At 68.1% G+C, this 18979-nt stretch carries 18 protein-coding genes; 6 read left to right on the plus strand and 12 right to left on the minus strand.

Annotated elements, in window-relative coordinates; genetic code table 11:
- Window positions 1-145: 145 nt before the first annotated feature.
- Entirely contained in the window at window positions 146-859 is a 714-nt protein-coding gene (locus tag DIE03_RS06770) for an ankyrin repeat domain-containing protein (protein WP_260434815.1), read from the minus strand.
- Window positions 852-1709 (minus strand): helix-turn-helix transcriptional regulator, encoded by an 858-nt coding sequence (locus DIE03_RS06775; RefSeq protein ID WP_124448699.1) that lies wholly within the window; start codon window positions 1707-1709, stop codon window positions 852-854. Before DIE03_RS06775 ends, DIE03_RS06770 begins: the two co-directional genes overlap by 8 nt.
- Window positions 1710-1980: 271 nt before the next feature.
- Here DIE03_RS06775 and DIE03_RS06780 point away from each other — a divergent pair, with 271 nt between their 5' ends.
- A complete protein-coding gene (locus tag DIE03_RS06780; protein WP_124448701.1) occupies window positions 1981-3099 on the plus strand; it encodes a polyamine ABC transporter substrate-binding protein in 1119 nt (372 codons plus the stop codon).
- Window positions 3100-3176: 77 nt separating this feature from the next.
- Window positions 3177-3548, plus strand: coding sequence for a cupin domain-containing protein (locus tag DIE03_RS06785; protein ID WP_409364412.1), 372 nt, complete (start codon window positions 3177-3179; stop codon window positions 3546-3548).
- 21 nt (window positions 3549-3569) lie between these two features.
- Here DIE03_RS06785 and ampC read toward each other — a convergent pair whose 3' ends face one another.
- On the minus strand, window positions 3570-4739 hold the full coding sequence (gene ampC, locus DIE03_RS06790) for a class C beta-lactamase (protein WP_124448705.1): 1170 nt from the start codon (window positions 4737-4739) through the stop codon (window positions 3570-3572).
- 611 nt (window positions 4740-5350) lie between these two features.
- On the opposite strand from ampC, the gene DIE03_RS06795 reads away from it, so the two are divergent.
- The 3 genes from DIE03_RS06795 to DIE03_RS06805 are packed head-to-tail and all read left to right on the plus strand — an operon-like array spanning window position 5351 to window position 9419.
- A complete protein-coding gene (locus DIE03_RS06795) occupies window positions 5351-6640 on the plus strand; it encodes a hypothetical protein (protein WP_124448707.1) in 1290 nt (429 codons plus the stop codon).
- The gene (locus DIE03_RS06800) at window positions 6634-7416 is read left to right on the plus strand and encodes a DUF1266 domain-containing protein (protein ID WP_124448709.1); all 783 of its coding nucleotides are present in this window, start codon (window positions 6634-6636) and stop codon (window positions 7414-7416) included. Before DIE03_RS06795 ends, DIE03_RS06800 begins: the two co-directional genes overlap by 7 nt.
- A gap of 14 nt (window positions 7417-7430) precedes the next feature.
- Window positions 7431-9419 carry a DUF4034 domain-containing protein gene (locus DIE03_RS06805; protein ID WP_260434816.1) on the plus strand — a complete coding sequence of 663 codons (1989 nt, stop codon included), beginning with the start codon at window positions 7431-7433 and terminating at the stop codon, window positions 9417-9419.
- Window positions 9420-9465: 46 nt separating this feature from the next.
- Here DIE03_RS06805 and DIE03_RS06810 read toward each other — a convergent pair whose 3' ends face one another.
- Together DIE03_RS06810 and DIE03_RS06815 are read right to left on the minus strand one after the other, a co-directional pair.
- Complete coding sequence (locus DIE03_RS06810; protein ID WP_124448713.1) at window positions 9466-10278, minus strand: alpha/beta fold hydrolase; 813 nt, start codon at window positions 10276-10278, stop codon at window positions 9466-9468.
- Window positions 10279-10364: 86 nt separating this feature from the next.
- Complete coding sequence (locus DIE03_RS06815; RefSeq protein WP_124448715.1) at window positions 10365-10832, minus strand: hypothetical protein; 468 nt, start codon at window positions 10830-10832, stop codon at window positions 10365-10367.
- 401 nt (window positions 10833-11233) lie between these two features.
- Between DIE03_RS06815 and DIE03_RS38680 the strand changes: the two genes are divergently transcribed.
- Window positions 11234-11368, plus strand: a complete 135-nt coding sequence (locus DIE03_RS38680) for a hypothetical protein (RefSeq protein ID WP_006405345.1) — start codon at window positions 11234-11236, stop codon at window positions 11366-11368.
- Between the two features lie 73 nt (window positions 11369-11441).
- On the opposite strand, the gene DIE03_RS06825 is transcribed toward DIE03_RS38680, so the two are convergent.
- From DIE03_RS06825 to DIE03_RS06855, 7 genes are all read right to left on the minus strand, one after another.
- Window positions 11442-12629 carry a beta-propeller fold lactonase family protein gene (locus DIE03_RS06825; RefSeq protein ID WP_124448717.1) on the minus strand — a complete coding sequence of 396 codons (1188 nt, stop codon included), beginning with the start codon at window positions 12627-12629 and terminating at the stop codon, window positions 11442-11444.
- Window positions 12630-12751: 122 nt separating this feature from the next.
- A complete protein-coding gene (locus DIE03_RS06830; RefSeq protein ID WP_124448719.1) occupies window positions 12752-14254 on the minus strand; it encodes a M81 family metallopeptidase in 1503 nt (500 codons plus the stop codon).
- On the minus strand, window positions 14251-15531 hold the full coding sequence (locus DIE03_RS06835) for a Zn-dependent hydrolase (protein ID WP_124448721.1): 1281 nt from the start codon (window positions 15529-15531) through the stop codon (window positions 14251-14253). The genes DIE03_RS06830 and DIE03_RS06835 overlap by 4 nt, the downstream gene beginning before the upstream one ends.
- A gap of 32 nt (window positions 15532-15563) precedes the next feature.
- On the minus strand, window positions 15564-16265 hold the full coding sequence (locus tag DIE03_RS06840; protein WP_124448723.1) for an ABC transporter ATP-binding protein: 702 nt from the start codon (window positions 16263-16265) through the stop codon (window positions 15564-15566).
- Window positions 16262-17029 carry an ABC transporter ATP-binding protein gene (locus DIE03_RS06845; RefSeq protein WP_124448725.1) on the minus strand — a complete coding sequence of 256 codons (768 nt, stop codon included), beginning with the start codon at window positions 17027-17029 and terminating at the stop codon, window positions 16262-16264. Before DIE03_RS06845 ends, DIE03_RS06840 begins: the two co-directional genes overlap by 4 nt.
- Window positions 17026-18069, minus strand: coding sequence for a branched-chain amino acid ABC transporter permease (locus tag DIE03_RS06850; protein WP_124448728.1), 1044 nt, complete (start codon window positions 18067-18069; stop codon window positions 17026-17028). Before DIE03_RS06850 ends, DIE03_RS06845 begins: the two co-directional genes overlap by 4 nt.
- Entirely contained in the window at window positions 18066-18926 is an 861-nt protein-coding gene (locus DIE03_RS06855) for a branched-chain amino acid ABC transporter permease (RefSeq protein ID WP_124448730.1), read from the minus strand. Before DIE03_RS06855 ends, DIE03_RS06850 begins: the two co-directional genes overlap by 4 nt.
- Window positions 18927-18979: the final 53 nt, after the last annotated feature.

The raw sequence follows: 18979 nt of genomic DNA on the forward strand, positions 1-18979 counted from the left end.
CCGTTTTTTCCCATGCTCGCAATCTTTCCTTCATCGAGGTCGATGCACCGACTTCACATCGCAACGGGCATCTCGTTGCGGATCCAGTCGAGCATCATGCCGTGCTTCGACCTGCACCTCCCATGCGGTGATGTGATCGGCCGCGTCAGACGAATCCCTCTTCGACCAGCGTACAGCCATTCGCGGTGATTTCGTGCCGCTGGCCCGAGCCGCCGACCACGCGGCTCCAGCTCGCCGACACGAGCATGGCCGCGTCGCCGTCCGCGTGCAGCGCGTAGCTGAAGCCGCCGTACATGCCCGGCACCGCGAACCACGTGCTTCGGGCCTGCGCGTCGAGTTCGAGCAGCGGTTCGAGTTCGGGCAGGCGCAGCGCGTCGACGCGCAGCTGCGAAATGCGGCCGAGGATCATGTCGTGGAAATGGCGCTGAATGGCGCGCAGCGTGTCGTCGGGTACGAAGCGTCGCGGCTGCGGCGTCAGCAACCCGACCAGATGCCGATGCCCGCGCCGCACGGCGATGTCGATCGCGCGGTCACGTCGTGCATCGCGCAGCAGGCGCCACGCACCGAGCCGCAGCAGTGCGGTGACGACCTCTTCCGGTGCACCGCCGTAAGCGGCCTGATGCAACGGCGCATAAAGCGACGTCCCGCCAGGCCGCGTGGCGTTGACGAGACCTGGCTGTTGCGTCACGAGGTCGAGCACCGTCGACCATTCGCCGTTGCGTGCCGCGTCGGCCAGCGCGTGCCGGCTCGCGATTTGCGCGTCGCCGAGCACGTCGGCGCCCGTGATGCCGTCCCATACGAGGCTCAAGCGGCGCTCCTCCTCATTGCGCGGCACGTGCGCATCATGGCGATCACGCATCGCCTCTCCGGGCCGACGACGCGTCGAGTGCATCATGATCGACGAGCAGATTCAGCAGCTGGCGGCGCGATTCGATGCCGAGCTTCGCGAACGCGCGCCGCGCGTAGGTATCGATCGACGACGGCCGGATGCCGAGTTCGTGCGCGATATCCTGCGTTTTTCGGCCGCGAATGAGCCGTGCGCATACCTCCGATTCGCGCGACGTCAGCTTGTCGAATACATCGTTCAGGCGCTGCGCGGTCCCGCCTTCCGGCGTGCGCGGCGCAGGCGCTTGCGCATCGGACGAACGGTCGCCGGCAATGCGCCGATGCGCGACCGCGAGCGGCAACACGATCAGCGCGACGTGCCGGACGACGCTCAGCTCCTTCAGCGAAAACGGCGGCAGCCGGCGCGCACGGCACACCGACAACGCATAGGTCAGCTCGTCCACACGATACGTGACGACGCATTCGTCGTGTATGTCCTCGGTGTCGTAGAACGCGCGCCGGATCTCGGGGTTCAACCGCAGCGTCGACAACTGCAGCAACTGCGTATCGCGTTCGCCGCGGATGCAGTCGAACGTCGTATCGACCTGCGCGAAATCGCGGTAATAGCGCGTCATCGTGCGCTCGATCTGGTCGGGATACGTACCGTAGCTGCCGATCCAGCCGACCCGGCGGTCGAGCAACGACTCGTCCTCGTAATCCAGATGAATGGAATCGCAATCGACGATGCGCGTCAGGTTCTCGAACACGACCGCGACGAAATTCGGCGATCCGATCGCACCGGCCACGGCCGACAGCGCGTCGGACATGAACACGAGCTGGTTCAACTGGATATCGATCGTCGCGGCTGCGTCTTGGTCGGTCATACGGTGCACGGGAGAACGGGACGATTATCGTTACCACGCCAAAAGTACGTTGCCAATTCTCTCGCGCCCGGTTCCGGTCCGCGCGGCCGCGCGGCTGTACGGATTTCATGGACAGACATCCGGCCGGCCGCCCCATACAGTCATCCCCGATATCCGGCGAGGCCCGTCGGCGCCTCGCAGGTTCGACGCGAACCGCCGCGCGCCTCGCTGTCCGACCCGCGGCGCGCATGCGCCACGCAGTGCGCCGCCTTCGTTCCGAAAGGGAGTGACCATGATCGTCCGCGTTTTTCGTCTCGCCTTCCCCGTTGCAATCGCAACCGTTGCGTGCTTCGCGCCGCTGTCGGTGTCGCCGGCCCGCGCGGCCGACACCGAGCTGAACGTCTACAACTGGTCCGAGTACATTGCGAAAACGACGATCCCGGACTTCCAGAAACAGACCGGCGTGCATGTGCGCTACGACGTCTACGACAGCGACGACACGCTGCAGTCGAAGCTGCTGGCCGGCAGCTCCGGTTACGACATCGTCGTGCCGACCTCGAATTACATGGCCAAGCAGATCCAGGCCGGCGTGTACCAGAAGCTCGACAAGACGAAACTGCCGAACCTCGCGAACCTCGATCCCGCGCTGATGAAGAAGATCGCCGAATCCGACCCGGGCAACCAGTACGGCGTGCCGTGGGCCTACGGCACGGACGGCGTCGGCTACAACGTGCAGGCGGTCAGGAAGGCGCTCGGCGACGGTGCGCCGCTCGACAGTTGGGCGCTGGTGTTCGATCCGGCCAACGTGTCGAAGCTGAAAAGCTGCGGCGTGTCGTTCCTCGATGCGCCGGACGACGTGTTCGCGGCCGCGCTCCAGTATCTCGGCAAGGACCCGAACAGCAAGAACCCGGCCGACTACCACGCGGCATTCGACATGCTGAAGAAGGTGCGCCCGTACATCACGCAGTTCAACTCGTCGGGCTACAACAACGATCTCGCGAACAACGACGTCTGTGTCGTGCTCGGCTGGTCGGGCGACGTCAGCGTCGCGCGCCGCGAAGCGGCGGCGGCGAAACGCGGCTACGAGATCCGCTACGCGAACCCGAAGGAAGGCGGCATCCTGTGGTTCGACGTAATGGCGATTCCGAAGGATGCGCCGCACCCGGAAGCCGCGCTGCAGTGGATCAACTACATCCAGGACCCGAAAGTCAACGCGAGCATCACCAACGAGATCTACTACCCGAGCGCGAACCAGGCGGCCCATCAGTACGTGACGCCGGCCGTCGCGCACGATCCGAACGTGTACCTGTCCGCCGACGTGCTCGACAGGATGACGCTGTCGAAGCCGCGTTCGGCCGACATCGCGAGGCTCGAGAACCGCCTGTGGCAGCAACTGAAAACCGGCAACTGACCGCGCCGCCCGCAACTGTGAAATCATGCGAACGCGCCGCCGGCGCGTTCATTTCCATTCGACGAAGGATGCCAGCCGTGCTCGACATTTCCACCATCACCGACGCACTCGCCCCGAGCGGCGAGCCCGTGCAATACCGCCTGCCGCCCGCGAAGCTGATTGCCGGCGACCCGCTGCAGACGCTTACGCCCGGCTTCACGAGCCCGTGCGGCCGCTTCTCGACGGGCATCTGGGAGAGCACACCCGGCCGCTGGCACGTCGCGTACACCGAAGCCGAATACTGCGAGATCCTGGAAGGCACGTCCGTGATCGCCGATCGGGACGGCAACACGAAAACCGTGCGCGCCGGCGACCGCTTCACGATTCCACCGGGCTTCAGCGGCACGTGGGAAGTCGTCGAACGCACGCGAAAAATCTTCGTCGCGTACGACGAGCATCCGCCCGAGTAAGCAGCGACGCCCGCGGAAACGTTACCGCTCGCCGCCGAGCGCGCCGAGAATCCCGTACGCAGCCTTTACGCGGTCCTCGATCGGGAAGCTGCGGTTCGCGAGCATCACGATCGCGATCCGCTTCGACGGAACGAATGCGACATACGTGCTGAAGCCGTTGGTCGAGCCTGTCTTGTTGATCCACATGTCGGCGCTCGGCGCGAGCGGCGGCTTGATCGCGCTGGCCGGCGTCGCGTTGAACAGCATCTTCGGTGCATTGCCCTCGAGCAGCGTCGGCAATGCAACCGGGTACGGATACTGTTCCCAGATCAGGTCCTGCGTCAGCGGCCCCGCGCGGAAATAGCCGGTGTGCGTGTGCTCGAGCGCGCGCTTGAGCCGCGGCGCCGTGTCGACCAGCCCCATGTTCGCCTGCACGAAGCGCAGCAGATCGGCCGCCGTCGTCCGCACGCCGTATGCCGGCTGCCACAGCATGCCGCCCTTCATGCGAATCGGTTTGCCGTCCTGCGTATAGCCCTGCGCGTAGTCGGCCTGGCGCCCGGCCGGCACATCGATGTACGTATGCGTCATCCCGAGGGCGGGAAAGAGCCGTTGCTCCATCAGCGCCGCGAAGTCCTTGTGCATCGCCTTCGCGGTAAGCCACCCGAGCATCCCGATCGCGACGTTCGAATACGTGCGACAGGTGCCCGGCGCATACGCGGGCCGCCACGCATCGAGATAGCGGATCAGGTCAGCGTCGTCGCGGATGCTGTCCGGCACCTGCAGCGGCATGCCGCCGGGCGTGTGCGTGCCGAGCTGGAGCAGCGTGACGACGCCGAACGGCTTGCCCTGCAGTTCGGGCAGATACTTGGCGGCCGGGTCCGCCAGCGACAGCTCGCCGCCCTCCTGCGCATCCGCCGCGAGCGTCGCGGTCAGCGTCTTGCTGACCGAGCCGATCTCGAACAGCGTATCGCCGGTGACGGGCTTGCCGGTTTGCGTCGACATCACGCCGTAGTCGAACACGTACGGCTTGCCGTCGGCGACGATGCCGATCGCCATGCCGGGAATCGCGTACTGCTTCATCAGCGGCGCGATGTGGCGGGTCACGGTGTCATGGAGGTCGTCCTGCGCGGCGGCAGCCGCGCGGCCGGCCGCGGCGGTGGCGCACGCGACGACGAGCAGCGTCGCGGCGAAGCGTGTCACGTTGAATCGCATGGTTGCGGTTCCTTTGGTATCGGATGGTTGCATGAGCAACAGGCCGGTACGGACCACACGACGATCGTGCTGGCCGGCCTGTCGAAGCAGGACTATCCGCTGCAGGCCGGCCGCCAACAATCGACGATATGTTGCGCGAGCCTAAAGAAAATCTTATGAGATACGCAAGGCGCCGGATTGCATCGCCGCATTCGCGTGCCACCGACCGGTTTGCGCGGGAAAACCTGTCGGTTTTAACAGCATCGAATCCGGCGCCGAATGGCGCCGCATAAAAAATCGATGAAAAAGAGATAACTCTTGTCAGAATCTCCGACGCCGGCATGCCGCGCGATTGATTCACCCGCGCGGATCGCAGTAGACTCGCGAAAGTAAAAAATAAAACCCATCCTGAGAGAAACAATGAATCGCCACTCGTTGATCGCCCGCTCCCGCGTCGCTGGTTGCCGGCCGGTCGCGTGATTTTCACGCACCGACCAACCTGTATCGGGAAACCGCAACGCTGCCGCGCATCGCTCGCGCGCACGTCCGCGGCTTCGCCCGACAGCCGAAAGCACCGCCGGGGTCTTGCGCGCACTGCCCGCGCACACCCCGCCTGACCGGAGAGTGACCTCGTGACAGAAACCGTGGCCGCGTCCGCCTATCGGCCGCGCGATGTCGTCAATGCACCCGACATCAAGGCGGCCATCGCGCGCCGCAGCGCCGAGCGCGGCGATCCGGCCGACATCCTCGCGTGGCTCGGCAACCACTTCTTCCGGTGGGTCGTCGGCGCGTTCGAGCAGGCGCAGCCGCTCGAGTCGCTCGCCGATTACCGCGCGATCGCCGGCGCCGACCGGCCGGCGCCGGACTGGCTCGTGCGCAGGTTCCGCGCATCACCGGCATCCGGCACGGCGGTCGACGCGGCAGCGCCGCGGGCCGTCGAACCGGCGCCGCTCTACTTCATCGATCCCGAGCACATGCTGCTGATCGACCGCGAGCGCGTGCTGGTCGAATTCCTGCGCTCGCGCGCCGGCACGCGGCTCGCGCAGAAGCTGCAACGCATCACGTGCACGATGGCGCTCGACATGTGGGAGCGCGAGCATCAGCGGATGCAGGCGCGTCGCGACAAGGGCTGGGTGCCGAGCAGCGGCCTCGCGCTGCGCGAAGTGCTGCGCACGCCGAACGGGATCGTGTTCGAATTCATCGGCGAACACGCGGCGCTGCGCGAGGAACTGGCCTACGAGTCGTTCTACATGCAGCACTGCCTGGGCCAGTTCGCGGATCGCCGCCGGCTGCGCGGCGGCTACGGCGAGCAGTACGCGCAGGCCGCGCAGGAAGGCCGGCTGCGCCTGTTCACGCTGCGCGGCGCGGGCAACCAGCCTCACGTGACGATCAGCCTGCAGGTGGCCGGCGACGGCCTGCGCATCGACCAGATCAAGGGCAAGCAGAACCGCCATCCGGTGCGCCGCTATGCGGACGACGTACGCCAGTTCCTGCGCGCGCTCGCGCCGCGCGGCGAGCGTCACCCCGATTGCGAAGGCATGGGGCTCGTGTTCGAACCGGACGCGCCGGGCGCGGCCGTCGGCACGTGGACCTTCGTCACCGACGTGCGCTCGCCCGACCATCTGCTGAGCGTGATGAGCGAGAACTTCCACCTGATCGAGCATTTCCCGCAGCCGCCGGCCGTGCTGCAATGGCTGCTGCTGCGCAACGCGCCCTACGCGCTCGGCCAGCTCCGGCAAATCGACCCGGCCGTCGCGGCTGCCGCACGCCATGCGTTGCCGGCCGATGCACTGCCGGCCGCACGCGAACCGGATGCATCACCGGCAACGGCCGCTTTTGAAATCGAAGGCATCGCGATCGATCCCGCGCTGTGCGCGGCATTCGCGCTGCCTGCACCGGCAGACGGGAGCGCGTCATGCTGAAACTGCTGATCGGAATCGCCGTGCTGTGGCTCGCGTGGTATGTGTGGCGATCGTTCCGGGTCGCCGCGCGAATGGTGCGCGAAGTCGACGCCGATCAGGCCGCGGGGGCCGACGGCGCGGTAGCGGTGCGGAAGACCACGGCCGTCAGGCTCGCGCACTCGCTGGCCGACCAGGCGCCGCCGAATCGCCGCCGCTGGGCGCTGGCGCTCGCCGACATCCTGCTGATCCGCAACGGGCTGCGCTGCGATTGCGACGACCTCGTCTACACGCTGCCCGATGCCCAGCGCGAGAAACTCGCACTCCAGATGCGGCGCGAACTCGACCTGCCGGCCGACCTGCCCGAGTGGCAGATCGTGCAGCGCGTGCCGTCGATCCTCGCGGGCTGGATCCGCGGCGTCGGCCGCTCGCACGAAGGCTTCTACGAACAGCTCGCCGCCGTCGGCCGCGTGCGCGACGCGCTGGCGTTCGACTGCGCGCGCACCGCGTTCCTCGTGCGCTGCATCGCGCTGCTCGGCTGGGCATCCGAACAGCACGCGTGGGTCGTGCTGCTGCTCAACGCGCAGCGCGCGCAAGACAGCTTCGACAGCTGGGAAGACTTCGGTCTCGCGTATGCACGGGCGCGCCAGCACTGGCTGCGCGGCAGCGGCCAGGACGGCCCCGCGTCGTCGCGCGCCACGCAGGAAGTGCGCGAGCACCTGCGCAATCCATCCGGAAACTGGCTTTCGCTGCCGTGGAAGCGCTACCGCATCTTCGATCCCCAACCCGTTTCGTCATGACCGCCGACACCGACATGTCCTCCGTTCCCGCCGACCTGATCCCGCCCGCGAAGTCCCGATGGTTCATCTGCGACGTCGACACGCTGCTGCGCGCGGGCGAGTTTGCCGCGCTCGACGCGCAGCTCGACGCCGCGCTCGCCGCCAGCTTCGCCGACCGCACGGCCGAAGCGCTGTACGTCGACGCACTGCCGGCCGACGTGCAGCCGTGCATCGCCGCCGGCGCCGACGGCCTTGCGCGCCTGCGCGCCTGGCAGGCCGCGAACCCGCGCTCCGCGCACGCGTGGCTGTGCGAAGCGCATTACTGGCACCACTGGGCCTACGAATACCGCGGTTCCGGCTGGGCCGAGACGGTGACCGAAGCCGGCTGGATCTGCGCGCATGCGTGCGCCGCAATGACGATCGTCGCCGCGCTGCGCGCGCTGGTGCTCGCGCCGACGATGTGGAGCGCGCCGAAGGTGATCTTCACGAGCGTATCGTCGTTCGGCGAGCCCGAGTGGCTCACGCAGCTCGTTCGCGAGCGCCGCTGGCCCGTCACCGAACTGCACCTGAACGTCGGCGCAGAAGACGAAGCCACGCGCGCCGACCTGCAGCGCATGCTCGCGCGCTCCGGATTGAATCCCGACGTGCCGGTCGCGTGCCCGGCGGAATTTCCCGACGCGCTGCCGGGCCCCGTTCAGGGCAAGAAGCTGCGCAAGGAAAAGTGGTACTGGATGGAAGCGACGCTGCACATCCACCGGAGCCTGTTCTTCCCGATGCGCACGTTCATCTGGTACATGCAGCCGCGCTGGGGCGGCTCGCACGATCACATCCGCGCGTTCGTCGCGTCCGATGCGTGCGCGCACCTCGATGCGGTCGAGAAGGACCGGCTGCTGCACGAGATCTGGCGCGACGATTACGCCGGCAATACGCTCGATTCGGATGACGACGATGACGATGCGCGCCACGCGATCACCGTGACGCTCGCGCGTGCGAAGGCCGCGCTGCATCCGTATCACCGCTCGGAGACGCTGCGCTGGCTCGCGCACAGCCATTTCGCGCGCAGCGAGTACGAACAGGCCTATGCGCGGCTGCAGGAAGCCGAACGCAACGAGCCGATCGACGACAACCGCGCGATGGGGATGGGTTTGCGACTGGCGCTCCGCCTCGATCCACATGGCGACTGGCTGACCCGCGCGGTCGAACGTGCATCGGACGCTCGCGCGTGCACGTCGGCGATGATCCTGCGCGGTTACGGGCATCGCACCGGCGCGTTCGGTTTCGCGCAGGACCACGCGCGCGGCGACGCATGGCTCGAAGCCGCGCGCCTGAACGAGCCAGGCTCGCTCGCATGGAACCAGATCGCCAGCGCGCTGGAGTACGACAACCGGCGCCCCGCCGATGCCTTCGCCATCTGCCAGCTCGGCTACGAGGCGGGCGGCGATTCGTGCGGCTACCTGCTCGGGTGCTTCTACGAGGACGGCACGCATGTCGAGGCCGACCCGTACCGCGCCGCCCACTACTTTCGCGAATCGATGGAAGCCGGCGGCAACATGGCCGCGTACCGGCTCGGCTACACGTACCATCACATCGGGCACACCAGCACGGACCGGGCCGAACGCGCGCGCATGCAGGTCGAGGCCGTCGAGGCCGCACGCAAGGCGCACGAGATGGGGCATACCGACGGCCTCGCGTGCATGCTGATGTTCATCGGCGACCTCGAAGATCATCCGTCGCGCCATCGCTACGTCGACGAGCTGCGCCGACATGCCGAAGGCGGCCACCCGACCGCGATGGCCGCACTGTCGTACTTCCTTGCCGACATCAACGACAAGTCGCTGTACGACTATCGTGAAAGCGTGCGCTGGATCATGGGTGCGCACGCGATCGCGCCGGACGACGAATACGTGCTGAACATCACGCGCACCAGCCACGAGGACGGCATGCTCGGGAAGCTGCGCTACAAGCTGCAGCGCAAGCAGATCAAGGCGCACGAGATCCCTGGCGCTGACAACGCGATGGTCTGAACCCGGCCCGGCACACGCGCCCCCTCGCCAGCGGGCCGTGCGTGCATCACCCCGGCAGCCGGTCGAGAAACGCCAGCATCGCCGCGTTGAATCGCGCGGGTCGCTGCAGCGGCGCGAAATGGCTCACGCCGGGCAGGATCGTCAGCGTTGCACCGGGAATCGTGCGCGCCAGATACGCGGCATGCTCGGGCCGGATGAATTCATCATGCTCGCCCTGCACGATCGTCACCGGCACCGCGATCGCCGCGAGATCCTGCTCGCTGTAATCCGGCTGCGTGCGCATCATTTCGCTGACGGCCGCGACGAACGCGTCGAACTGGTCGGGTGTCGCGGACAGCTGCGCATAGTCCTTGCGATGCCGTGCGAAGCAACGGTCGATCAGCGGGCCCGGCACCATCTCCTTCGTGCCGCTCGGGTCCATGTTGCACGCGAAGAAGAACACGCCGGCCACGCGTTCCGGTGCGCGGGCCGCCAGCACGAGCGCGATGCACGCGCCGTCGCTCCAGCCGACGAAGCGCGCGCGATCGACCTGCAGCGCATCGAGCACCGCGAGCACGTCCGACGCCATGCGTTCGTAGGAATAGGGTTGCGCGTCGCGCGTGCTGCGGCCGTGGCCGCGGCTGTCGATCAGGATCGCGCTGTAGCCGGCCGCGAGCAGCGCCGGCACCTGGTTGCCCCAGTTGCCGCCGTGGCCGAGGCCGCCGTGCAGCAGCACGACCGGCGGGCCATGGCCGAACGACGCGTGCCAGATGCGCGCGCCGTCGTGTTCCAGCCAGCCTTCGGCATCGGCCGGCGGCAGCGGCGTGCCGCCGTGGGCGTCGAAGCGGACGAGTTCGTCGTCGTCGAGTTCCGCATGCATCGTTCTGCCATCCTTTCGAATGAGACGAGCTGCGATTGTAATGCGTACGGGCGACGCAGCCGTGACGGCTGCGCCGCGCGAAACCGTCAGGCCTGCGTCGACACCAGCCCGCCCGACGACGGGTTGCCCGACTTCTGGAGCGCCGCCGCGAGCTGCGAGATCGCCGTCGACAGCGCCGCCGAGATCGAGCTGGCTTCCGCGCCCAGCGTCTGCTGCTCGATGACGGCGGACGGATCGTCCTTCGCGCGCCGGGCCGCGTCCGCCATCTGCCGTTCCAGTGTCGCGAGCTGTCTCTGCAGCCGCTCGACCAATGCCTTCAACTGGGCGACGGCCGGGTCCTCCGCCGACGCGGCACCCGCCGCGCCAAGCGTTTCGCCGGTGTCGCCGGCCGCCTGGGTGCCGTTGGTCTTGCTCGTGCCCGACGCGCCGGTGCTCCCCGTGGCAGACGTCGTGCCGTCGGTGGACGAGGTTGCGGCCGGGGCGGCCGCCGGGTTTGCGGTTGCGCCGCTGTCGGCCAGCGAGGCGCGTGCGGTCGTGGAGAAATCGATCTGCATCGTGTCGGTCCGTGGGTCGGTATACGAATCGTGACGGGGCGGGAAAGCCTTCCAACTCGTTTACGGCATTCGTCACACGAAACTTGAGTACCGCGATCGGACGAATGCTTCGCAGATCGCCCCGTTCCGGTCGCGAAAGGGCCAGATTCGCGCCGCGGCAGCGCTGGTAAAATCGCGAATTCGCCGGCCGGAATCGCGCGCCGACCGCCTTCGGGCGCCTACGCGCAACGTCGCCGGTATCGACTCCCGCCCTGTCCGGCGCCGCATGCCACGCGTGCCGACGCCGCAATCGCAGCGCAGCGGGTCGCCTTTTCCGTCCGCCTTCGTGACCCGCTCGCCGGTTCGAGCGGCGAACGCCATGCGGCGCGCGCTTCATTCATCACGCATTCGAGGAACACACGATGGCCCGCATCGGCGCCTTCTGCATCACGACGTGGCTTGCCGCCGCGATTCTCTACTTTGGCCAGCACTCCGTCGCAATGATCGCGCTCAGCGGTGTCGTCGTGTTCGGCGGGTTCGATCTGCTGCGTCCGTAATGCCCGGTCAGCGCCCCGTAAATCCGGGCGCCGCATGAACTCACCGGGAGGAACGAGCGGGACGCCGTGCGCGTCAGCGCGGCAGCGTCCGCAACGACGACGGCCCGCCCGTCAGCGCGATCCGCTTGCCGGTATCGCGCAGCTTGCCGCCTTCGACCGCATACAGCGCAAGCTGCCGTTCGACGTTGAACTGCACGATCACGTGCCGGCTGTCGGCGGTAAACACGATGCCCTGCGCGGCTTCGCCGCCAGGCAGCTCGCTCACCTTCACGGCCTGCCCGTCGCGGATCGCGAACAGCAGCACCTTGCCGAGCTTGTGGCGGCCCGGGTTGTCGGGCGTCAGGTTCGAGCCGTCCATCGCCTGCACGGCGATCCACTTCCCGTCCGGCGAGATCGCGACGCCCTCCGGCAGCGACGGCACCGTCAGGTACTGGACCGTGCGGAACGGCACGCGCGACACGTCGATCAGTGCGACCGAATCGGCATCGCCCGCGAGCGTGCCCGTATAACCGGGCAGCCCCGCGAGCCCCACGTTGCTGACGACGGCCCAGCGGTTGTCGCTCGACACGTCGATCGTGTAGGGCGCGACGCCCGTGCTCAGGCGCGTGCCGCTGTCGGTCACCTTGCCGTCGTCGACGTTCAGCACCGCGACGCCCTGCTCGTCGCGCAGCGACACGAGCGCGTGCTTGCCGTCATGCGTGAAGCTGATCCCGGCCAGCCGCTTCTTGCCGATCTTCAGGTTGCCGTCGAGCGTCACCTGCGTGCCATCGATGCGCAGGATCGACACGCTGCCGTCGACATTGGCGACGAGCGCGAGCCGGCCCGAGCGGTCGATCGCGATCCCTTGCGGATGCGTGCCGAGCTCGATGCGCGTGATCGCGGGCGGCGCGGCGTCGAGCGTCACGACCTGCAGGAACGTATCGAACACGAGCTGCTTCGCGGCCGTGTCGTAGCGCGTCGGCGCACCGACGAGCGCGAGCTTCGCGTCGGGCGTGATCGCGACGGCCTGCGGCGGGCCCTGGATGCCGTTCTCGACGTCGACCTGCAGCGCGACCTTCGGCGGGAACGTGCTGGCGTCGAGCAGCGTCAGCGTGTCGGCGGGCGGGGAAGGCAGATAGGTGTCGCGGCCCTCGACGCGCTGGTACTTGCCGTCGTTGCCGGACACGATCCAGTCGGCGGCGTGCACGGCAACGGCCGTCGTGGCGAGGGTCAGCGCGGCGAGCAGGCGCGCGCTGCGCAGGCGGAAGGGATTCGAATGCATGGCGGTCGGTTCTCCGGATCGGTTGCGGACGCAATGAATGGCACGACCCTGCTGCTCGACGGGTCGACGCCATCGCATGATGCCCGAAAGCGCGCGGATCCGGTGTCTCGCGCCGCGATCCGTCAGGTTGCAGATCGCGCGCCCGACTCCCACTGTGCGGCATCGTCGAGCGGATACACGGGCCGCACGAGCCGCTCGTAACGGAACAGCCCGTAGTCCGAGCCCGTCACGCCGCGGCTGTCGCATTCGACCAGCGCCGCCGCGATCGGCACGAACACCGGCCGGCAATACATCCGCGACTTCAGCAGCAGGAAACGGGCGCGGCGCGGATCGACGCCGACGCTCTCGAACACGCCGAGATCCCACGGCTCCTGCGTGCGCTCGGTGACGACGAGCGTGGCCGCGCCGATGTCGAGCACGGCCGCGCGGCCCATGTACGCGCGCTGCCCCGTATACGTCGGCCCCGTGATCACGTATTCGCCGTCGGTGATCGCTCGCACGACGCCCGTCGCACGGAACGGCTCGCGCCGCACGCCGCCATGCGACGGCAGCCGGTTGCCGACCGGCACCGTGACCGTTGCGCCGACACCCGCGTCGATCAGCGCGGCGACGGCCTCGGGATCGCACAACGGCCCGCTGACGATGCCGTCGAGCCCGTGCGCGAGCGCAGCCTCGAGCAGGTCCATCGTGTCGCACGGGCCGCCCGACATGCAGTTGTCGCCGTGATCGAGCATCAGCACGGGGCGGTCCGCGCCCTGTGCGAGCGCCGCAGCCTGCGCAACCGATTCGGCGAGCGGCGCGCTGCGATAGACGAAGTCGTCGCGCGCGTCCCAGATCTGCCGCGCAATGCGCTCGGCCACCGCATCGGCCGCGGCGCGGTCGCCATCGGCCACCACGACCACGCTGATGCACGGGGCGGGAATGTCCGCGAGCGAGAAGCCGGGCAGCACCGATACCGCGAGCATCCCGTCGGCTTCGGCCGCGCGTGCGGCCTCCACCGCGCGCCGCATCGCGCCTTCCGCGCTCGCGCTGCGCAACGTCGACGCCATCAGCGGCGGCTGCCGCCACGCGAGCACCGGCCGCGCACGGCCGTGAAGCCGGTCGAGCAGCAGCCGCGCCGCGTGTTCGCCGGTCTCATACATGTCGACGTGCGGATAGGTCTTGAAACTGACGATCACGTCCGCGTTGTCGACCATCTTCTGCGTGACGTTCGCGTGCAGGTCGAGCGCGACCGCGATCGGCGCATCGGGCAGCGCCGCGCGCACGCGTGCGAGCAGGTCGCCCTCGCCGTCCGCGCTCTGCTCGGCGACCATCGCGCCGTGCAGGTCGAGCATCACCGCGTCGCAACCGGGCGCGGCCGCGACGATCGCGTCGCAGATCGCCGCATACGCGTCGGCCGCGACGGGCCCGCTCGGGTTCGCGGCCGCCGACACGGGTGTCACGACGTCGGCGCCCTCGCGCGCGGCCGCATCGATGAATGCGGCCATCGCAGTGCGCATCCCGTGGTTCGCGCGATACGCGTCGCCGCCCCAGTCGGGCCCGTTGCGGCCGAATGCGGCAAGCGGCGTCGGCACCGGCGAGAACGTGTTGGTCTCGTGGTTCATCCGGGCGATCAGGATCTTCATCGCGCAGCGCCCTCCGCGATCCCGGCAGCACCCAGCATCGCCTGCAGCAGCACGTTGCAGCCGGCTTCCAGATGCGCCGGATCGGCGTCCTCGATCTCGTTGTGGCTGATCCCGTCCTTGCACGGCACGAAGATCATCGCGGTCGGCGCAACACGCGCGAGATACACGGCGTCGTGACCCGCGCCGCTGATCACGTTCATCGACGACAGCCCGAGCGCGTGCGCGCCGGCGCGGACCTGCCCGACCAGTGCCGTATCGAACGGCTGCGGCGGAAAGTACACGACCGGCTCGATGTCGATCCGCATCCCGGCCGCCGCGCCCAGGTCGGCGCATGCCGCACGCAGTTGCGCATCCATCGCCGTCAGCGTCGCGTCGTCGGCCGCGCGCAAATCGACGGTCACCGTCACGCGGCCCGGAATCACGTTGCGCGAGTTCGGGTGCACGTCGACCCAGCCAACCGTGCCGCGCCCATGCGGCGGATGCGCACACGCGATCTCGTTCACCTTGCGCACGAGATCGGACGCGACGAGCAGCGCGTCGCGCCGCAGCGCCATCGGCGTCGGGCCGGCGTGCGCCTCCATGCCGTGCACGGTCACGTCGTACCAGCGCTGCCCGAGCGCGCCCTCGACCACGCCGATCGTCGTATCGTGCGCCTCCAGCACCGGCCCCTGCTCGATGTGCGCCTCGAAATACGCGCCGACCGGATGCGCGCCCTTCGCGTCGCCCGCATAGCCGATCGCGGCCAGCGCATCGCGCACCGACACGCCATCGCGATCGCATTGCGTGAGCGCATGGTCGAGCGTGAACGCGCCCGCGAACACGCCGGAACCCATCATCACCGGGACGAAACGGGAACCTTCCTCGTTGGTCCAGACGGCAACCTCGAGCGGCGCGCGCGTACGCACCCCGGCGTCATCGAGCGTACGCAGCACCTCGAGGCCGGCCAGCACGCCGTAATTGCCGTCGAACTTGCCGCCCGTCGGCTGCGTATCGATATGGCTGCCCGTCGCCACGGGCGGCAGGTCGTCCCGTTCGCCCACGCGTCGCGCAAAGATGTTGCCGATCGCATCGACACGCACCGTGCAACCGATTTCCTTCGCCCACGCGACGAACAGGTCGCGCGCCTCGCGATCGAGTTCGGTGAGCGCGAGACGGCACACTCCGCCCTTCTCGGTCGCGCCGATCCGCGCCAGACGCATCAGGCTGTCCCACAGTCGCGCACCATCGACGCGCAAGCCGGACGCCGCGACGCCCGGAGTCAAATCCTGTACTTGCATCGTTGCCATTCCTCGCATTGAAAGGGCACGGCTCATGCGACGCCGACGCCCAGGTACCGGTCCTTCACGTCATGATCGGCCGCGAACGCCGCGTTGCTGCCTTCGTAGACGATCACGCCCTGCTCGATCACGAAGTGACGATCCGCGAGCTGCGTGCACACTTCGAGGTTCTGTTCGACGAGCAGGATCGCGACGCCGGCCGCCTTGATCCGCTTCAACTGCTCGACGATCTCCTCGACGATCACCGGCGCGAGTCCCTCGACCGGTTCGTCGAGCATCAGCAGCCGCGGATGATTCATCAGCGCGCGGCCGATCGCGAGCATCTGCTGCTCGCCGCCCGACAACTGCGCGCCGCCGTTGCGGCGGCGCTCCTTCAGGCGCGGAAAGATCCGGTAGATATCGTCGAGCTGCCACGGCGAATCGCGACGCGCGCCGAGCCGCAGGTTTTCCTCGACCGACAGCAGCCGGAAGATCCCGCGATGCTCGGGCACGAAGCACAGCCCTTGCGCGGCGATCCGGTGCGCCGGCTGCCCGGACACCGGCCGGCCCGCGAACGTCACCGTGCCGCCGGTCGGCGGGACGACGCCCGCGATCGTCTTCAGCGTCGTCGATTTACCCGCGCCGTTGCGGCCGAGCAGCGTCACCGTCTCGCCTTCGTTCACGCTCAGCGAAATGCCCTGCAGTACGTGGCTCTTGCCGTAGCACGCATGAACCTCCTTCACGTCGAGCATCATGCGCGGCCTCCGGTGATCATGTTGCCGAGATACGCACTGCGCACGCGCGCGTCGCCGCGAATCGCGTCGGGCTTGCCTTCCACCAGCACGCGCCCCTGCTGCATCACCGTGATCGTGTCCGAGATATCCATCACGATGCCCATGTTGTGTTCGATCAGCACCACCGTGTAGTCGTCGCGCAGGCCGCGGATCAGCGCCTTCATGTCGTCGAGATCGTCGATGCCCATGCCCGACGTCGGCTCGTCGAGGAAAATCGCGCGCGGCCGCGCCGCCAGCGCCATGCCGACCTCGAGCCGGCGCTGCTGGCCATGCGACAGCACGCCCGCTGCCGTGTCGGCGAAGCGTTGCAGGCCGAGCCGCTCGAGGACGTCGTCGACGATGCCGTCATGCGCGAGCGCGCCGCGCGGCGGCGTCCACGGATTCAGCGCCCGCCGCGATTCGACGCCCTGTGCGGCGACGCGCAGGTTTTCGCGCACGCTCAGGTTCGGAAACAGGCTCGTCACCTGGAACGAGCGTGCGATGCCGCGCCGCACGCGCTTGTGATCGGGTTCGTGCGACACGTCCTGGCCATCGAACAGGATCGAGCCCGACGTGATCGGCAGCGTGCCCGTCAGCGTATGGAACAGCGTCGTCTTGCCCGCGCCGTTCGGGCCGATCACCGAATGCACGGTGCGCGGCATGATGCGCAGATCGACACCGCCCAGCGCCGTGAACTTGCCGTAACGTTTGACGATGCCGCGTGCTTCGAGAATCGCTTCGCTCATTGCCGCTCCTTGACCGTTCCCGCCGCGCCGTCGCTACGCCGCAGCGACGTCACGATGCGTTCGCCCAGCCCCCACAACCCGCGCTGCATGAACAGGCTGACCGCGATCAGCACGAGGCCGAGCAGCAGCAGCCAGCGCGGCCACAACGTCGACAGCCAGTCCGCGAACAGTACGTAGAACGCCGCGCCGAGCACCGACGCGAACAGGTTGCCCGTGCCGCCGATCACCGTCATCACGAGAATCATTTCGCTCGTGTGATAGTCGATGTTCGACAGCGGCGCGATGCCCGTCATCAACGCGTGCAGCGCCCCCGCCAGGCCCGTGACCGCGCCCGAGATCACGAACGCGGCGAGCTTGAAGCGTTTCACGTCGTAGCCGGTTGCCGCCGCGCGCGCCTCGTTGTCGCGGATCGCGAGCAGCGTCCGGCCGAACACCGAGCGCGATACGCGCAGCAGTAGCCAGAACACCGCGACGAACAGCACCGCGACGAAGCCGTAGTAACGCCACGGCGAATCGAGCGAGACGAGCGGATGCCCGAACGCGGACAGCACGGGGCGCGGAATGTCGAGCAAACCGTTGTCGCCGCCCGTCACATCCGGCGTCGTGTACGCGAGGAAGTAGAACAGCTGCCCGAATGCGAGCGTCAGCATCACGAAATAGGTGCCGCGCTGCCGGATCGAGAACCAGCCGACGAGTGCGGCCGCGGCGGCGCCGAGCACCGTGGCCGCGACCAGCGCCGCCGTCACGGATGCGACGCCGCGCGTCAGCACCAGCCCCGCCGCGTAGCTGCCGAGCCCGAAGAAGATGCCCTGCCCGAACGACAACAACCCCGTGTAGCCGAGCAGCAGGTTGCAGCCGAGCGCGGCGAGCGCGAACACCAGCACTTCGGTCGCGAGCGAGCCCGAACTCAACACGAGCGGCAACACGCACGCGGCCGCCACCGCGAGCCAGCCTTCCGGCCGCTGCAGCACGCCGCGCCACGGCTGCGGGCGTTGCGACGCTGCCGCGTCCGGCGGCATCGGTTTCGACGAATCGATCATGCGGCCCTCCCCAGCAAACCGTTCGGACGCAGCAGCAGCACGGCCGCCATCGCGACATAAATCATCAGCCGCGCGCCTTCGGGCCACAGTGTGCTCATCAGGCTCTGCACGATGCCGACCAGCAGCCCGCCGACGAGCGCGCCGAGAAAATTCCCCATCCCGCCGACGACGACCACGACGAATGCGACGCCGAGCGCCTCGATGCCCATGAACGGATCGACGCCGCGGATCGGCGCGGCGAGTACGCCGGCCAGCGCGGCCGTCGCCGCGCCGAGTGCGAACACGAGACTGAACACGCGCGTCACGTTGATGCCGAGCAGCGACACCATTTCCGTCGACTCGCTGCCCGCGCGCACCGTGCTGCCGAGCCGCGTGCCTTCGAGTACCCACCACAGCAACGCGGCGAGGACGGCCGTGAATGCGATCACGAACAGCCGGTACTTCGGGTAGACGAAGGCGCCCCAGATCACGACGCCATTCAGCCCATCGGGCGGCGGCACGTTGTCGCCGAGCGGCCCCCACGCGAGAATCGCGCATTCCTGCAGCACGAGCGCGAGCCCGACCGTCGCGAGGATGTGGAATTCATGCTGTTGCGCGTACACGTGACGCAGCACCAGCTTCTCGACGATCCATGCGAACGCGCCGACGACGAGCGGCACGATCGCGAGCGCGACCCAGAAATTCGCCGACCATTGCAGCGCCTGGTAGCAGAGGTACGCACCGAGCAGATAGAACGCGCCGTGAGCGAAATTCACGAAGCGCAGCAGGCCGAACACGATCGACAGGCCGACGGCGAGCAGGAAATACAGCATGCCCACGCCGATGCCGTTGACGATCTGCAGCAGATAGACGTTCATGGCTTCCGTGTCGGAAAGGAAGGTAACGGACGCCCGCGGCGCGCGATGCGCCG

The organism is Burkholderia sp. Bp8992 (assembly GCF_003853705.1).
In the GTDB taxonomy this organism is placed as follows: Bacteria; Pseudomonadota; Gammaproteobacteria; order Burkholderiales; family Burkholderiaceae; genus Burkholderia.

What these genes read in the sequence shown, in the direction of transcription:
- DIE03_RS06770 (WP_260434815.1), bottom strand. Translation starts at nt 859, where the DNA reads ATGCGTGATCGCCATGATGCGCACGTGCCGCGCAATGAGGAGGAGCGC.
- DIE03_RS06775 (WP_124448699.1), bottom strand. Translation starts at nt 1,709, where the DNA reads ATGACCGACCAAGACGCAGCCGCGACGATCGATATCCAGTTGAACCAG.
- DIE03_RS06780 (WP_124448701.1), top strand. Translation starts at nt 1,981, where the DNA reads ATGATCGTCCGCGTTTTTCGTCTCGCCTTCCCCGTTGCAATCGCAACC.
- ampC (WP_124448705.1), bottom strand. Translation starts at nt 4,739, where the DNA reads ATGCGATTCAACGTGACACGCTTCGCCGCGACGCTGCTCGTCGTCGCG.
- DIE03_RS06800 (WP_124448709.1), top strand. Translation starts at nt 6,634, where the DNA reads ATGCTGAAACTGCTGATCGGAATCGCCGTGCTGTGGCTCGCGTGGTAT.
- DIE03_RS06805 (WP_260434816.1), top strand. Translation starts at nt 7,431, where the DNA reads ATGTCCTCCGTTCCCGCCGACCTGATCCCGCCCGCGAAGTCCCGATGG.
- DIE03_RS06810 (WP_124448713.1), bottom strand. Translation starts at nt 10,278, where the DNA reads ATGCATGCGGAACTCGACGACGACGAACTCGTCCGCTTCGACGCCCAC.
- DIE03_RS06815 (WP_124448715.1), bottom strand. Translation starts at nt 10,832, where the DNA reads ATGCAGATCGATTTCTCCACGACCGCACGCGCCTCGCTGGCCGACAGC.
- DIE03_RS38680 (WP_006405345.1), top strand. Translation starts at nt 11,234, where the DNA reads ATGGCCCGCATCGGCGCCTTCTGCATCACGACGTGGCTTGCCGCCGCG.
- DIE03_RS06825 (WP_124448717.1), bottom strand. Translation starts at nt 12,629, where the DNA reads ATGCATTCGAATCCCTTCCGCCTGCGCAGCGCGCGCCTGCTCGCCGCG.
- DIE03_RS06830 (WP_124448719.1), bottom strand. Translation starts at nt 14,254, where the DNA reads ATGAAGATCCTGATCGCCCGGATGAACCACGAGACCAACACGTTCTCG.
- DIE03_RS06835 (WP_124448721.1), bottom strand. Translation starts at nt 15,531, where the DNA reads ATGCAAGTACAGGATTTGACTCCGGGCGTCGCGGCGTCCGGCTTGCGC.
- DIE03_RS06840 (WP_124448723.1), bottom strand. Translation starts at nt 16,265, where the DNA reads ATGATGCTCGACGTGAAGGAGGTTCATGCGTGCTACGGCAAGAGCCAC.
- DIE03_RS06845 (WP_124448725.1), bottom strand. Translation starts at nt 17,029, where the DNA reads ATGAGCGAAGCGATTCTCGAAGCACGCGGCATCGTCAAACGTTACGGC.
- DIE03_RS06850 (WP_124448728.1), bottom strand. Translation starts at nt 18,069, where the DNA reads ATGATCGATTCGTCGAAACCGATGCCGCCGGACGCGGCAGCGTCGCAA.
- DIE03_RS06855 (WP_124448730.1), bottom strand. Translation starts at nt 18,926, where the DNA reads ATGAACGTCTATCTGCTGCAGATCGTCAACGGCATCGGCGTGGGCATG.